Below are 14096 nucleotides of genomic sequence, written 5' to 3' on the forward strand. Positions count from 1 at the left end.
CTCACCGGATTTCTGTAATGAAGCTTTTATGACAAAAGTTCGGTAGCACATCGCCAGTCCGGTCATGCCTATGTAACGCGCTTGAGGGGCCCAACAGGGCGCTTTTCACAAGCCGAGGCGGGACGCCGGGAGTGAGGCAATGGGGACTATGGAACGCTACTCGAAAGTGGGCATGCAGGAACTCGATCAACGCCTGTCGAAGATCGTCGAAGCCGCGCGCAAGAAGCCGGTTTCGGTGTATCGCTACGGCGCGCCGTGGGTCTGGATCGTGTCGCAGGATGACTGGCAGGGCGCCTTGAAAGAGGTCTCCAGCTACATTCCGCCGGGGCATTCGCTGGTGCTGCTGCGCCCGCAGATCGACGACCTGTTCGACGCTCACAACGACTTGTTGCACGACCTCAACGCCCAGCCCGGCATGCTGATCCCGGCGCAAACGGTCATGCATATCCTGCTGCTGCAACTGCTGTATTCGGTGCCCAGCGAGCAGCAGCTCTACGAACAGCTCAATTACAACCTGCTGTTCCGCTGGTTCGTCGGCCTGGGCCTGAACCAGAAAGTCTGGAGCTTCAACGTCCTCAGTCGCGACATCGCCATGCTGCTCAACGAGCCGCGTGCGGTGCAGCTCATCCAGAAAATCATCGGTGAAGTGTTCTGCGGCGCGCTGCTGCAGATGCCCGAGTTCTCGCTGAACTTCGCGCTGCTGCACACCTGGCTGGGCAAACACACCGGGCCCTGCACTTCAGCAATCAAGAACGCCAGTAACTGACGCACACGCAAGGCGCATGAGCGCCAACAGGTCATCGCGAATTTCAGGGGGTAGTGTGGATCAGATTTTCACGTCACGGCTGGCGCTGTGGGGCTGGCTGCTGGTGACGGCCGGCGCGCAGCCGGCGTTCGCCGAGGAGGCCGAAAACACAGCGGCGCAGCGTCTGGTGGACGTCAACGAATACTTCGTGCGCGGCAACACCGTGCTCGATGCGCGGGCGATCGAAGAAGCGGTGTACCCGTTTCTCGGCCCGCAAAAAGCCTTGAGCGACATCGAAGGCGCGCGGGATGCCTTGCAGAAGGTCTATCAGGAACGCGGCTACCAATCGGTGTTCGTCGAACTGCCGGAGCAAGCGGTGGCCGACGGCATCGTCTACCTGCAAGTCAGCGAAACCAAGGTCGGCCGGGTGCGGGTGGTTGGCGCCAAACACTATTCGCCGCTGGACATCCGCGACAACGTTCCGGCTCTCAAAGAAGGCGAGGTGCCGGACTTCGCCAAGGTTCAGGGCGAACTGGCGCAACTCAACAAGACCCCGGGCCGGCAGGTGATGCCACTGGTGCGCGAAGGCCAGCGCCCCGGCACCATGGACGTGGATCTGCAGGTCGAAGATCAGAACCCATGGACCGCCAGCGTGGGGCTGAACAACGACTACAGCGCCGACACCGAAAAGCTGCGCGCCGTCACCAGCCTCGGTTACAACAACCTCTGGCAACTCGGCCACAGCATCAACCTGACATTCTTCACGGCGCCGCAGGACACCGACAACGCCAAGGTCTGGTCCGGTTCCTACACCGCGCCATTGACGGACCGCTGGAGCGTGCAGTTCTCCGGTTACCAGTCCGACAGCAACGTCGCCACCATCGGCGGCAGCAACGTGCTCGGCAAGGGCCATTCCTACGGCGTTTCGGCGATCTACACGATCCCGTCCAGTGGCAACTGGTCGAACTCGCTGTCGGCCGGCATCGACTTCAAGGACTTCGACGAACGCCTGACCCTGTCCGGCGAGAGCGACAAGGTGCCGCTCAAATACGCGCCGTTCACCTTCGCTTACAACGGCTATCGCTACAGCGAAAAGAGCCAGCTCGGCCTCGGCCTGAGCCTGGTTGCCGCCACCCGCAGCATCTTCGGCTACGGCAGTTCCGACGAAGACTTCGACTACAAACGCTACCGCGCCAACCCGAGTTTCGCCGTGCTCAAGGGTGATACCAACTTCACCTGGACTTTCGACAGCGACTGGCAGAGCGCAAGCAAAGCCGCGTTCCAGCTGGCGTCGGGGCCACTGGTTTCCAACGAACAATTCTCTGCCGGCGGCGCGACCTCGGTGCGCGGCTATCTGGCCGCCGAACGCACCGGCGATGACGGCGTGCTGCTCAGTCAGGAAGTCCGCACGCCGTCGCTGGCCAAGTACGCCGGCACCTGGATGCAGGACTGGCGCTTCTACGCCTTCGCCGAAGGCGCGCAACTCTATCTGCGCGACGAACTGCCGGACCAGGACGCCAGTTACGCCCTGGCCAGTGTCGGCCTCGGCACCCGCGCCAGCCTGAGCAAATGGCTGTCCGGCAGCGTCGACTGGGGCTACCCGCTACTCGAAGGGCCGAACACCTCGAAACAGGAATCGCGCCTGCACTTCAACCTTCAGGCCACTTTCTAACAAGGAGCACTTCCATGCAGCGCCTCTTCCTTTCGTTGTTGATCTGCCTGGGCTTCGTGCTCCCGGCCACGGCTCAGGCCTGGTGGCAGGACGACTGGCATTACCGCAAACAGATCGCCGTCGACACCACGCCGCAAGGCGCCGGGATCAATCAGGCACTCGGCCGTACCGCGCTGCTGGTGCGCCTGCACACCGGAAACTTCACGTTTGACGGCGTGAAAGAGGACGGCTCGGACCTGCGCTTCGTCGCGGCCGATGACAAGACCGTGCTCAACCACCAGATCGAAAGCTTCGACGCGCTGATGGGCATGGCGCTGATCTGGGTCGACGTGCCGAATGTCGAGGGCGGTCAGCGCCAGGACATCTGGATGTACTACGGCAACCAGAAGGCTCCGGCCACCGGCAACGGTCAGCTCACGTTCGATCCGAATTACACTGCGCTCTATCACTTCGAAGGCGCCACCGGCACCCCGGCGAAAGACACCACTGCGTACGGCAACACCGTGCAGAGCGCGACCGGTGCCGCGATTGACGGCGTAGTAGGGCGGGCCTTGCAGTTCAGCGGTCAGCCGTTGCTGCTGCCGGCCAGTCCGTCGCTGCAACATAACGCTGGCAGCGCCTTCACTTTCAGTGCCTGGCTGCGACTGGATCAGGCCAGTGGCGAGCAACTGATCCTGGCCCGCCGCGAAGGCGCCAACAGCCTGCTGGTCGGTGTGAATCAGGGCGTGCCGTTCGTGGAGATCGACGGCCAGCGCGCCGTCGCCACTCAACCGTTGAATCCTGGCCAATGGCAACACGTCGCGCTGACCGCCGAAGGCGCCAAAGTGACGCTGTATATCAACGGCCGCGAGGGGGCGGAACTGGCTCAAGCCATGCCGGCGTTCAATTCGGTCATGGCCATCGGTGCGGATCTGCACGAAGGTCCTTTCCAGCCGTTCGTGGGCGCCATCGATGAACTGCGTCTGTCGAAAGTCGCACGCCCGGCGCCCTTGTTGCTGGCCGATGCCACTTCCCAAGGCGCCGAGTCGAAACTGGTGGCTTACGGCGTCGATGAAGAACAGTCCGGCTACGGTTTCGGCAGCCTCGGCTTCCTGCTCAACGCCGTGCCGGTGGACGCCTGGGTGATCATCGCGGTGCTGGTGCTGATGATGTTCCAGTCGTGGATCATCATGCTGCGCAAGAACCGCACCCTGAGCCGCGTCACTGCTGCCAACGAAGATTTCCGCGTGCAATTCGCCAAGGTCGGCACTCGCCTGGAAATGTTCGCCGACGACACGCAACTCGCCCAGCGTTTGCAGCACTCGCCGCTGTGGCGCCTGTATCAGGTGGCGGTGAAAGAGATCCGCACCCGCCGCGAGCAGGGCGCTGATACCTCCTCGGTTTCCGCCGCAACCATCGAAGCGATCCGCTGCTCCATGGACGGCGTGCGCACCCGGGAAAACCAGCAACTCAGCTCGAAACTCTCGACCCTGTCCAACGCCATCGCCGGCGGCCCGTACATCGGCCTGCTCGGCACTGTACTGGGGATCATGGTGGTGTTCCTCGGCACGGCCATGGCCGGCGACGTCAACATCAACGCCATCGCGCCAGGTATGGCCGCAGCCTTGCTGGCCACCGCCATGGGCCTGTTCGTCGCGATCCCGGCGCTGTTTGGCTACAACCGCCTGATCACCCGCAACAAGGAAGTCAGCGCCGACATGCGCGTGTTCGTCGACGAGTTCATCACCCGTCTGGCGGAGATGCACGGCGAAGGCCAGTCCAGTGAAGCGGCGCATCAGCGCGGTCATCACGCCAACCATTCCGTACCGGCCTGAGGAGCACTGACATGGCGTCCGTAAATGCCTCCCACGACGATGACGAAGATGCCGCAGTGGACAGCATCAACATCACGCCACTGGTGGACGTGCTGATGGTGGTGCTGGTGATGTTCATCCTCACCGCCACCGCGCAGGTCTCCGGGATTCAGATCAACCTGCCCAAGGCCAGCGCGGCAGTGTCGCTGTCCGAGGCCAAGACCAAGGCGATTTCGGTCAACGACGGTGGCCAGGTGTTCCTCGACGCCTATCCGGTGACCCTGCCGGAACTGGAAGAACGCCTGCGCATCGAGAAGGCGCAGAACCCGGACTTCCCGGTGATCGTGCGCGGCGACGCCACGGTGCAGTACCAGAAGGTCATCGAAGTGCTGGATCTGCTGCGCCGGCTCGAACTGTCCCAGGTCGGTCTGGTGACCGGCAAACCGAGCCAGGGCTGAGTCATGACCGCACAACTTCCGATCGAACCGCTGCCGGTGAAGCCGTCGCCCTTGCGCTATGCGAAGTGGGGCGCCGGGCTGGTTCTCGCCGCACTCGCCGCGTGGTTCCTGTGGCAGTGGGCCAACGACATGAGCGGCATCCGCCGGGAAGCGCCGAAAGTGCCGACGATCATCCCGTTGCCGCCACCGCCACCTCCGCCGCCGGAAAAACCGCCGGAGCCGGAAACCCCGGTGGAAGAAAAAATCGTCGAGCCCGAGCCGACGCCCGAACCGCAAGAGGTCAAGCCCGAGGAAGAAGCACCGCCATCGCCGGCGGACGACCTGGCCAACCCGATGCAAATGGACGGCGACGCCCAGAGCGGCAACGACGCGTTCAACATCGGCGCGGGCAAGGGCGGCGGCATGGCCGGCGCGGGCGGTGGACGCGTGGGTAACGGTACCTACAGCCAGTTCCTCGCGTTCACCTTCCAGAAGCTGCTGCGCGAAAACCCCGACCTGCGCAACCTCGCGTTTTCGCTGCAGGCCGATGTGTGGCTGAGCAGCGTCGGCGAGATCACCCGGGTCGAGCTGATCAAGTCCAGCGGCAACCCCGAGATCGACAGTCAGGTGCTGGCGGCCTTGCGTAACGCGCCGCACCTGAGCGAACGGCCGCCGGCCTCCATCACCTTGCCTGTGCGCATGTCCCTGCAAGGGCGGCGTCCGGGTTAACCGAATTCATAAAGCTGTATGAAAAGGAGTTGTGTGCAGATGATTTCCAACGTGAATCGATTGTCCCTGGCGGTCGGCATGGTCATCGCGACCCTGGTCGGTCAGGCCGCGGCAGCGCCTGCGCCCTCGGAGAACGCCACGATCAATCTGATCCGCTTGCTGGTCGAGCAGGGCATTCTGAAACAGGACAAGGCCGACGCACTGATCGCCCAGGCCCAGAACGAAGCGGCCCAGGCCAAGCAGGCTGCGGCGTCCACCGCCGTGGCGGCCGGACCCGTTGCAGCACCGGGCGATGTGCGGGTGCAATACGTGCCGACCGCGGTACGCGACCAGATCCGCGATCAGGTCAAGGCCGAGGTCATGGCCACCGCCAAGCAGGAAAACTGGGCCGCGCCCAACACCTTCCCGGACTGGGCTTCGCGCATCAGCTTCGACGGCGACATTCGCCTGCGTGACGAATCGCGCTACTACTCCGGCAGCAACAGCAACGAAATCGTCGACTTCGCCAAACTCAACAACAACGGCCCGTACGACGTGAACCCCAACAGCAGCACCGCGTTGCCGCCGTTGCTCAACACCCGTGAAGACCGTACCAACCTGTTCCGCCTGCGCGCCCGACTGGGCATGAAAGCGGTGATTTCGCCGGAATGGACCGCCGGCATCCGCATCGGCACCGGCTCGGACAACAACCCGGTGTCGACCACCCAGAGCCTTGGCGGCGGCTTCGCCAAGAAAGACATCTGGCTCGATCAGGGTTACCTGACCTGGAAGCCGTCGGATGAGCTGACCTTGACCGGTGGCCGGTTCGCCAACCCGTTCATGTCCACCGACATGCTGTATTCCAACGACCTGAACTTTGACGGCGTGGCGGCGATTTTCGACCACAAACTCAGCAGCGACTGGGGCGTGTTCGGCACCATCGGCGCGTTCCCGGTGGATTACACCAACGACACCACCACCAGCAACGGCTTCGACAAGGAAGAAAGCGACAACAAGTGGCTGTATGGCGGTCAGGTCGGCGCCAAGTGGGCGATCAACAGCAACAACCGCTTGAAAGGTGCATTGGCTTACTACCGCTTCCAGGACATTCAGGGCCAACGCTCCAGCCCATGCGAGCCGTGGGCCGGCGCGCCGGGCTGCGACAGCGACGGCACCCGTGCCGCATTCATGCAGAAGGGCAACAGCGTGTTCCTGCTGCGTGACATCACGCCGAACCCGCTCAACCCGAGCACCACGCCGCAGCCGCAATTCGTTGGCCTGGCTTCGGAGTTCAACCTGCTGGACCTGAACCTCGTGTGGGATGCCGACCTGCCTGAAGACTTCAAGCTGCGCACCCAAGGCAACTACATCCACAACCTCGGCTACGACGAAGGCGACATGCGCAAACGTGCGGCCGGGCAACTGGTCAACAACCTCGACAGCAACGGCAACATCGAAAGCGGCGCCAATGCGTGGATGGTCCAGTTCACCCTTGGCAGCGCGCTGGAGCTGAAGAAGCAGGGCGACTGGAATATGTTCGCCGGCTACAAGTACATCCAGCCGGACGCCTTGCCGGACGGCTTCAACGACTCGTCGTTCCACCTCGGCGGCACCAACGCCAAGGGCTACTTCCTCGGTGGCAACTACGGTCTGGCGAAGAACGTCTACGCCAGCGGCCGCTGGATGAGCACCGAAGCGGTGTATGGCGCGCCGTTCGATATCGACGTCTTGCAGCTCGAGATCAATACGCGCTTCTAAGGCGCCGGGAGAGGGTTATGAACGCGCGATTTTTAGTGTTGGGCCTCGGCTTGATAGTCGCCAGCGGGGCCAGCGCCGAAGGCATGGAGGAACGCCTGCGCACGCAATTGCGCAGCACCACCCAGCAGTTGCAAACCCTGCAAAGCCAGCAGGCCCAGGCCAGCGCCGCGCAACTGGCGGCGCAGAACGAGGCCAAGGCTGCGCAGGCGCAAATCAAGCAGTTGACCGCCGAACTGGCCAAGGCCAAAGGCGTCGCCGAGCAACTGGCCGGGCAGCAGCAGAGCCTGCACAGCCAGGCTCAGGCACAGGTGGCGGCGAGTAACGAGCAGACCGGCAAGTTCAAGAAAGCCTATGACGAGCTGTTGGTCATGGCCCGTGCCAAAGAGGCAGAACGGTCTAAGCTTCAGGCGCAATTGACTGAACGTGACACACAAGTGCAGCAATGTTCGGTCAAGAATCAGCAGATGTACGGCGTGGCCAAGCAGATTCTCACCGCCTACGAAAACATCGATGTGGCCGAGGTGATGAAAATCCGCCAGCCCTTCGCCGGCAGCGCCCGGGTCAAGTTCGATGAACTGGCTCAGGGCTTCGGCGATGAGCTGTACAAGACTCAATTCGATGCGCCGCAAGCTGCGATTGCGCACTGATTAAAAGACTCATAGACAAGGAAGAAGTAATGACTCAATTGATCTCCCACGTATCCCCGCAATCCCTGACCGAAGTGCTGCAAGCCGCCGGTTACCGCGTCAACCAGACCGAACAGAACGGCATCGTCCAGTTGCTCAGCGCCAGCCAGGGCATCGGTTACGCGGTGCGTTTCGGCAACCCGGCGGTGGCGGAGCAGGGCAGCTACGTCGACTTCACCTTCAGCTGCGCCTTGCGCGTGCAGGGTGAGTTGCCGGCCGGTGTGGCCGAACAGTGGAACGCGACCCGCCGGTTTGCCCGGTTGTCGTTGCAGGGCGAGTTTCTGGTGATGGAAATGGACGTGGTGGTGGCCGCTGGCGTCAGCAGCGATTACCTGCGCGGCAACTTGGAATTGTGGGATCGCCTGCTTCAGGAGTTCATCGTATACCTGCGTGATTTCACCCAGAACGCTGCTGCCGCCCAGGCTCCGAAGGTTGAGCAAGAGGAAGTCGCGCTGTGACGAAACCTGCCATGGTAATCAGCGCCGCTGCGGTGGCGCTGTTGGTGGTGGCCGTGGCGCTGGTGGTGCGGCCGGGCAATGACCCGGTCGCCGCCCAGCAGCCGGCGCCGGTCATTGCGGCGAATGCCGGGCCGGCAGTGGCGCGGCTGGGCAATCAGCAGGTCTCGCCCGAGGAATTGCAGGCGCTGCTGGCGGCCGTACCGCCGCAGACCCGCGAGCAATTGCGCGGCAATCGTGAAGCGCTGGAGCGCTGGATTCGTTCACGCCTGGCCGAAAAAGCCGTGCTGGAACAAGCCGACGCCCAGGGCTGGGCGCAGCGCCCGGACGTGGTGCGGCAGACCCGTGCAGCCACTGAGCAGATCGTGTTCCGCGACTATTTGCAGTCGGTGAGCAAAGTACCTTCGGATTACCCGAGCACTGCCGAGTTGCAGCAGGCATATGACGCCGGCAAGGCCAACTGGCAGACGCCGGCGCTGTATCGGGTGAGCCAGATTTTCCTCGGGGTGAACGAACCGCAGAATCTTGAGACCGTGCGTAAGCAAGCAGTGGAGTTGAGCAAGAAAGCGCAGTCGACCCCAGCGGAATTCGCGGCGTTGGCCAAAGAGTTTTCCCAGGATCGCCTGACCGCTGAACGTGGCGGCGACACCGGCCTGCAACCCTTGCAGCAACTGGTGCCCGAAGTTCGCGGTGCCGTAGCGCGACTCAAGGTTGGCGCGGTCTCCGATCCGGTTCAAAGCAGCGCCGGCTTCCACGTGATCAAACTCACTGAACAACAACCGGCCCGCACCGCGACCCTCGACGAACTGCGCGATCAACTGACCCAGGCCTTGCGGGCACAGCGTCAGGAGCAGATCGCCCAGGCGTACCTGGACGGCATGCTCAACACCGCAACGCTGAGCATCGACGGGGCCGAGCTCAACAAGGTGCTGGAGACCAAACCCTAAGCGCTGCACATCAAAACAAAGATCGACAGGGAGTCATCGATGTCATTCACCGAACCCGCAGCACGACAGAGCAGCGCCGATTTCCGCTGGCCCCGGGACAAGGAAGAACCCTGGCCGGCGCACGCCGCGACCCTCGACGGCGACGTCGCCCAATACTTTCTGGTCAGCGCCCGTTGCGGCTGCTTCATGCAGGCCGCCCGCAGCCTCAACGTGCGCTCGACCCTGCTGCGTAAACAACTGGCGCAGCTTGAACAGCAATTGCAATGTGCGCTGTTCAGCTTCCAGGGCAGCGCCTTGACCCTGACCCGCGAAGGCCAGCAATTGCAGGCGCAACTGGTTGCCCTGGCCCACGAACGCAAACTCCCGGTGATCGAGCAACCCCTGATCAGACTGGCCGTCGCCGAATCGATCCTGCACGACATCCTCGGCCGCGACCTCATCGCACTGCTGCGCCGCAACGCCAGCGTGCGCCTGGAAATCATCGCCCTCGACAGCGAACTGGCCCTGCGCGCCGTCAGCGCCGACATCGTGCTCTGGCTCGCCCACGGCGACACCCCGCATCCGGGTCCGACCTTCGCCACCAACGAACCGCAACGCCTCGCGCAACTGGAATACCAGCCGCATATCGCCAAACGTTACTCCCGCGTGACTGCGCGACCAGAGAGTCCGGACGACCTCGCCGATTTCATGCTGGTGCAATGGCAGCATGATCGGCAGATCGACAGCTTTCGGCCGTGGAATGAACTGGTCGAACAGCGGTTGGCGGGGGTGGTTCAGATGCAGTCCTATGAGCTGATGCTGGAGATGATTCGTTGCAGCGCGTGCATTGGTTTGTTGCCGATGTACATGAGCCGGTTTGATCGCGGGTTGGTGGCGTTGCCGGGGTTGTTTGGGGAAGCGATGCGGTTGCAGGCTTGGTTGGCGGTGAATAGTGAGTCGCAGGAGGTCGGGGAGGTGCAGGTGCTGGTGGAGTTGATTCAGCGAACGTTCAATGAGCGGCAGGAGTGGTTTGAATAAATCACGCAGGTTTAGATCGTTCCCACGCAGAGCGTGGGAACGATCTAACGAAAACGGCCCATGCAGGGCCGTTTTGGTTTCATCACTCAGGGCCGAGGTTCAGCCGCCACATCCAGATTATCCAGCACCCGATTTACCGCCAGTTCCGCCAGCATGATCAGTTGCCCGATGCCCAGCAGCACATGCCGCTGCGGCGCATCGATCATCCCGGCGAAATCGCTGGCCATGGTTTTGGCCGAGGTCAGGGTTTCGCAGGCGTCGGCCAGCAGTTCTTCGTTCGCGATGCCGGGGGCGATGAGGTAGCGGGTGTTGGGTTTGAGGAGCGGTTTTCTGGGGTGGAACGGATTGAGGTAGTGATCGAGGGCGCGTTCGGCGGCTTCGTGGAATTTCTTGGAGTCGAGGGTTTCGTAGGGCGAGGTGGTATCGGTTTCGGGTGGATTGGGTGTTGGTTTGATCATTGTGAAGCTCCTTGAGAAATGGAGCCGTCATCCACCGCTGCTAAACGAATGGGGTGGCGGCTGTACGCGGGTTAGCAGACCAGGCTCAAGGATCCCGGCGCACCGAAGTGCCCCACGCAAGCCGCCATAAAACAGAAATGGCGAAACCAGCGTGCCTTGAAATTAACCGAGCTGCTAAACCCGATCACTGATTCATCAGCGACCCGGAAACGATAGGGCCGGCCCTCAAGGCACACAAGCCGGTGGATTCTGGCGGATGCGTAGGCAATGGCGCAAGGCGTTGTGGCTTGCCGGACGTTTCGGTCAACGGCTTTAAACAGTCATGGCGAATCCGTGAAGAAGCGGTTTACAGTGACCGGCCACGCACTGATCCAGGAGGGATCTTTCATGCCTGAGCACAACCCCGCCATTCACCTCGAACGCTTCAGCGAATCCCACGTCGAGGGCATCACCGCGCTCTATAACGACCCCGCCGTGACTCGGCAGGTGTTGCAGATGCCGTTTCAGACCACCGAGGTCTGGCGCAAACGCCTGGCGCCGGACAACGAGCGGGTGGTGCAACTGGTGGCGCTGCATCAGGGGGTGGTGATTGGCAATCTGGGGCTGGAACAGTTCTCGCGAATTCGCCGCAGCCATGCCGGCAGTGTCGGCATGGCCGTAGCGGTGGCGTGGCAGGGCAAGGGGGTCGGTTCGAAGCTGTTGGCAGCGGCGCTGGACATCGCCGACAACTGGATGAACCTGCACCGGGTGGAGCTTTCGGTGTACGCCGACAACGAGGCGGCCATCGGCCTCTACCGCAAATTCGGCTTCGAAACCGAGGGCCTGTTCCGCGATTACGCCGTGCGTGACGGGCAATGGGTCGACACCCTGAGCATGGCGCGTCTGCGCAAGCGCTGACCTTTTGTCAGTCCATGACCGAAGTGGCGACCGCGCAGGTAAATGACTTGCACGGTCGTCTTCGGCATCTGCCATGCTCAAAGTCCGCAGCACCGCTTCCTTGAAGGAACACCGCAATGGACGACGTACAGCAACTGGGCGAAATGCTTCGCCACTATGCCGACAGCGAAGCGCACAAGAAGCAATTGTTCGAGACGCAGTCAGCGACCTGGGCCACACGGATCACTGAGTTGTTCGGGCAGATCCAGCAATGGCTGGAGCCGGTGCAGGCGCCGGGGTTGCTGGAGGTGAGTCGGGAGGCATATGTGGCGTTCGGGCCGAGCATTCCGGTTGAGACGTCAACCTTCAAGACTGAAAAGCTGAGCATCGTGATCGCCGGCAAACCGGTGGAGTTTGTGCCGGATGTGATGGGCAGTGGCGGGCAGATTTCGCTGGCGGTGATGGGGCTGACGGCGGCGCGGTACGGGAGTGTTTCGTTGGTGGGGCTGCCCAATGGTGATTGGCAGTGGCGCAAGACCAATGGTTTGAAGGATCCGGATACGTTTGCTTTCGATGCGAATTTTCTCGCGCAGCAGTTACAGAGCCTCATCCCTCGCGACCGCACCTAAGATCAAAAGCCACCCAGTAACTGATCGTTCCCACGCTCTGCGTGGGAATGCCTCAAGGGACGCTCTGCGTTCCAGCTCTGGAAGGGACGCGGAGCGTCCCGGGCTGCATTCCCACGCGGAGCGTGGGAACGATCAACAGAAGTACTCACATTTCGAGATTTATCCAGCCCACCTTGGCCGTTTCCGGCGCCACCGCTTTAACGGTCTTACCGGTGGCCAACTCAACCCGCCGAGCCACCTCCGGATCATCCGCAAACGGCGTCAGACTCGCATCGTCCAGGCTCTCCGTCGTCTCGTGGCGCAGGCAATACTCCACCGCCAGCCACAAAAACAGCACGCCCAACACATTCAAAAAAACATCGAACATGACCGGCTCCATTAATCAGGCGATCTGCGCTTCACGGTGGGCAATCGCAACATCCGCCACCCGCACCGTGCGCCATACGTTGTAGGCCATCAGCAACATGCCCGTCAGGAAGAACACCCCACCGGCAAACCGTACGACAAACCCCGGATGGCTGGCCTGCAACGCCTCGACAAACGAGTAGGTCAGCGTGCCGTCTTCGTTGATCGCCCGCCACATCAGGCCCTGGGTGATGCCGTTGACCCACATCGACGCGATGTACAACACGGTGCCAATGGTCGCCAGCCAGAAGTGCAGGTTGATCAGCGGCGTGCTGTGCATGCGTTCGCGGCCGAAGACCTTGGGCACCATGTGATAGGTCGCGCCGAAGGTGATCATTGCCACCCAGCCGAGCGCGCCGGCGTGTACGTGGCCGATGGTCCAGTCGGTGTAGTGGGAGAGGGCGTTGACGGTCTTGATCGCCATCATCGGGCCTTCGAACGTCGACATGCCGTAGAACGCCAGCGACAGAACGAGGAAGCGCAGGATCGGGTCGGTGCGCAACTGATGCCAGGCGCCAGACAAGGTCATCATTCCGTTGATCATCCCGCCCCAGCTCGGCGCCAGCAGGATCAGCGACATCGCCATCCCCAGCGACTGTGCCCAGTCCGGCAGCGCGGTGTAGTGCAAGTGGTGCGGGCCGGCCCAGATGTACAGGGTGATCAGCGCCCAGAAGTGCACGATCGACAACCGGTACGAATACACCGGCCGATTGACCTGTTTCGGCACGAAGTAATACATCATCCCGAGGAACCCGGTGGTCAGGAAGAAACCCACCGCGTTGTGCCCGTACCACCACTGCACCATGGCGTCGGTGGCGCCGGAATACACCGGATAGGACTTGAACCAGTCCACCGGAATCGACAGGTGATTGACCACGTGCAGCATGGCGATCACCAGGATGAAGGCGCCGAAGAACCAGTTGCCGACGTAGATATGCTTGGTCTTGCGCTGCACCACGGTGGTGAAGAACACCACGGCGTACGCGACCCAGACCACCGCCATCCACACCGCGCCGGAGAATTCGATCTCGGCGTATTCCTTGGTGGTGGTGTAGCCCATCGGCAGGGTGACCAGCATGATCACGATCACCGATTGCCAGCCCCAGAAAGTGAAGGCTGCGAGTTTGTCCGAGTACAGCCGCACCTGGCAGGTACGCTGCACCGCGTAGTAACTGGCGGCGAATTGCGCGCTGCCGGCGAAGCCGAAAATCACCAGGCTGGTGTGCAACGGTCGCAAGCGGCCGAAGGTGGTCCACGGCAAGTCCAGATTCATGTCCGGCCATACCAGTTGCGAGGCGATCCATACCCCCATCGCCATGCCCACGACACCCCAGAAAACAGTCGCGATGACGAATTGGCGGACGACCTTGTAGTTATAAGCCTGTCCGATTGTTGCTGTGCTCATGGTCAATTCTTCCACGGTTGCAAAGTCTTGCCAGGCCACCCGGTCTGGCACGAGCTGCACTGTAGAAACCCCGCCAGAAACAAAACAGGCTCAGGAATTGTTCAT

15 protein-coding genes are annotated in these 14096 nt (G+C 62.1%); 12 read left to right on the forward strand and 3 right to left on the reverse strand.

Features of this window, described 5'->3' with window-relative positions; all coding sequences use genetic code 11:
* The first annotated feature begins 148 nt into the window (after positions 1-148).
* The 10 genes from AC07VV_RS03555 to AC07VV_RS03600 are packed head-to-tail and all read left to right on the forward strand — an operon-like array spanning position 149 to position 10218.
* Positions 149-766, forward strand: coding sequence for a transposase (locus AC07VV_RS03555; protein WP_495035931.1), 618 nt, complete (start codon positions 149-151; stop codon positions 764-766).
* Between the two features lie 55 nt (positions 767-821).
* Positions 822-2417, forward strand: coding sequence for a ShlB/FhaC/HecB family hemolysin secretion/activation protein (locus AC07VV_RS03560; protein ID WP_495035316.1), 1596 nt, complete (start codon positions 822-824; stop codon positions 2415-2417).
* A 14-nt stretch (positions 2418-2431) separates the two neighbouring features.
* Positions 2432-4231: a DUF2341 domain-containing protein gene (locus tag AC07VV_RS03565; RefSeq protein ID WP_495035317.1), complete on the forward strand. Its 1800-nt coding sequence runs from the start codon at positions 2432-2434 to the stop codon at positions 4229-4231.
* Between the two features lie 11 nt (positions 4232-4242).
* Complete coding sequence (locus AC07VV_RS03570; RefSeq protein WP_096821810.1) at positions 4243-4668, forward strand: ExbD/TolR family protein; 426 nt, start codon at positions 4243-4245, stop codon at positions 4666-4668.
* Positions 4669-4671: 3 nt separating this feature from the next.
* Positions 4672-5376, forward strand: a complete 705-nt coding sequence (locus tag AC07VV_RS03575; RefSeq protein ID WP_096821811.1) for an energy transducer TonB family protein — start codon at positions 4672-4674, stop codon at positions 5374-5376.
* A gap of 39 nt (positions 5377-5415) precedes the next feature.
* On the forward strand, positions 5416-7113 hold the full coding sequence (locus AC07VV_RS03580; RefSeq protein WP_495035318.1) for a putative porin: 1698 nt from the start codon (positions 5416-5418) through the stop codon (positions 7111-7113).
* 17 nt (positions 7114-7130) lie between these two features.
* Entirely contained in the window at positions 7131-7760 is a 630-nt protein-coding gene (locus tag AC07VV_RS03585; RefSeq protein WP_096821813.1) for a DNA repair protein, read from the forward strand.
* 29 nt (positions 7761-7789) lie between these two features.
* The gene (locus AC07VV_RS03590; RefSeq protein ID WP_221533818.1) at positions 7790-8257 is read left to right on the forward strand and encodes a YbjN domain-containing protein; all 468 of its coding nucleotides are present in this window, start codon (positions 7790-7792) and stop codon (positions 8255-8257) included.
* Positions 8254-9201 carry a peptidylprolyl isomerase gene (locus AC07VV_RS03595; RefSeq protein WP_495035319.1) on the forward strand — a complete coding sequence of 316 codons (948 nt, stop codon included), beginning with the start codon at positions 8254-8256 and terminating at the stop codon, positions 9199-9201. Before AC07VV_RS03590 ends, AC07VV_RS03595 begins: the two co-directional genes overlap by 4 nt.
* Before the next feature lie 39 nt (positions 9202-9240).
* The gene (locus tag AC07VV_RS03600; protein ID WP_495035320.1) at positions 9241-10218 is read left to right on the forward strand and encodes a LysR family transcriptional regulator; all 978 of its coding nucleotides are present in this window, start codon (positions 9241-9243) and stop codon (positions 10216-10218) included.
* An 86-nt stretch (positions 10219-10304) separates the two neighbouring features.
* Here the strand turns inward: AC07VV_RS03600 and AC07VV_RS03605 are convergent, their stop codons facing one another.
* Positions 10305-10676: a DUF6124 family protein gene (locus AC07VV_RS03605; protein ID WP_495035321.1), complete on the reverse strand. Its 372-nt coding sequence runs from the start codon at positions 10674-10676 to the stop codon at positions 10305-10307.
* Positions 10677-11063: 387 nt separating this feature from the next.
* Between AC07VV_RS03605 and AC07VV_RS03610 the strand changes: the two genes are divergently transcribed.
* Positions 11064-11573: a GNAT family N-acetyltransferase gene (locus tag AC07VV_RS03610; protein ID WP_375747002.1), complete on the forward strand. Its 510-nt coding sequence runs from the start codon at positions 11064-11066 to the stop codon at positions 11571-11573.
* Positions 11574-11689: 116 nt separating this feature from the next.
* The gene (locus tag AC07VV_RS03615; RefSeq protein ID WP_064381830.1) at positions 11690-12181 is read left to right on the forward strand and encodes a hypothetical protein; all 492 of its coding nucleotides are present in this window, start codon (positions 11690-11692) and stop codon (positions 12179-12181) included.
* A gap of 145 nt (positions 12182-12326) precedes the next feature.
* Here AC07VV_RS03615 and AC07VV_RS03620 read toward each other — a convergent pair whose 3' ends face one another.
* Together AC07VV_RS03620 and ccoN are read right to left on the reverse strand one after the other, a co-directional pair.
* A complete protein-coding gene (locus tag AC07VV_RS03620; RefSeq protein WP_495035322.1) occupies positions 12327-12548 on the reverse strand; it encodes a cbb3-type cytochrome c oxidase subunit 3 in 222 nt (73 codons plus the stop codon).
* 15 nt (positions 12549-12563) lie between these two features.
* Complete coding sequence (ccoN, locus tag AC07VV_RS03625) at positions 12564-13991, reverse strand: cytochrome-c oxidase, cbb3-type subunit I (protein WP_096821819.1); 1428 nt, start codon at positions 13989-13991, stop codon at positions 12564-12566.
* Between the last annotated feature and the right edge of the window lie 105 nt (positions 13992-14096).

This window comes from Pseudomonas sp. GW821-FHT02C04, assembly GCF_059421845.1.

Coding starts and splice junctions, on each gene's coding strand:
- AC07VV_RS03585 (WP_096821813.1), top strand. CDS start 7,131: ATGAACGCGCGATTTTTAGTGTTGGGCCTCGGCTTGATAGTCGCCAGC.
- AC07VV_RS03615 (WP_064381830.1), top strand. CDS start 11,690: ATGGACGACGTACAGCAACTGGGCGAAATGCTTCGCCACTATGCCGAC.
- AC07VV_RS03570 (WP_096821810.1), top strand. CDS start 4,243: ATGGCGTCCGTAAATGCCTCCCACGACGATGACGAAGATGCCGCAGTG.
- ccoN (WP_096821819.1), bottom strand. CDS start 13,991: ATGAGCACAGCAACAATCGGACAGGCTTATAACTACAAGGTCGTCCGC.
- AC07VV_RS03610 (WP_375747002.1), top strand. CDS start 11,064: ATGCCTGAGCACAACCCCGCCATTCACCTCGAACGCTTCAGCGAATCC.
- AC07VV_RS03580 (WP_495035318.1), top strand. CDS start 5,416: ATGATTTCCAACGTGAATCGATTGTCCCTGGCGGTCGGCATGGTCATC.
- AC07VV_RS03575 (WP_096821811.1), top strand. CDS start 4,672: ATGACCGCACAACTTCCGATCGAACCGCTGCCGGTGAAGCCGTCGCCC.
- AC07VV_RS03590 (WP_221533818.1), top strand. CDS start 7,790: ATGACTCAATTGATCTCCCACGTATCCCCGCAATCCCTGACCGAAGTG.
- AC07VV_RS03600 (WP_495035320.1), top strand. CDS start 9,241: ATGTCATTCACCGAACCCGCAGCACGACAGAGCAGCGCCGATTTCCGC.
- AC07VV_RS03620 (WP_495035322.1), bottom strand. CDS start 12,548: ATGTTCGATGTTTTTTTGAATGTGTTGGGCGTGCTGTTTTTGTGGCTG.
- AC07VV_RS03555 (WP_495035931.1), top strand. CDS start 149: ATGGAACGCTACTCGAAAGTGGGCATGCAGGAACTCGATCAACGCCTG.
- AC07VV_RS03565 (WP_495035317.1), top strand. CDS start 2,432: ATGCAGCGCCTCTTCCTTTCGTTGTTGATCTGCCTGGGCTTCGTGCTC.
- AC07VV_RS03605 (WP_495035321.1), bottom strand. CDS start 10,676: ATGATCAAACCAACACCCAATCCACCCGAAACCGATACCACCTCGCCC.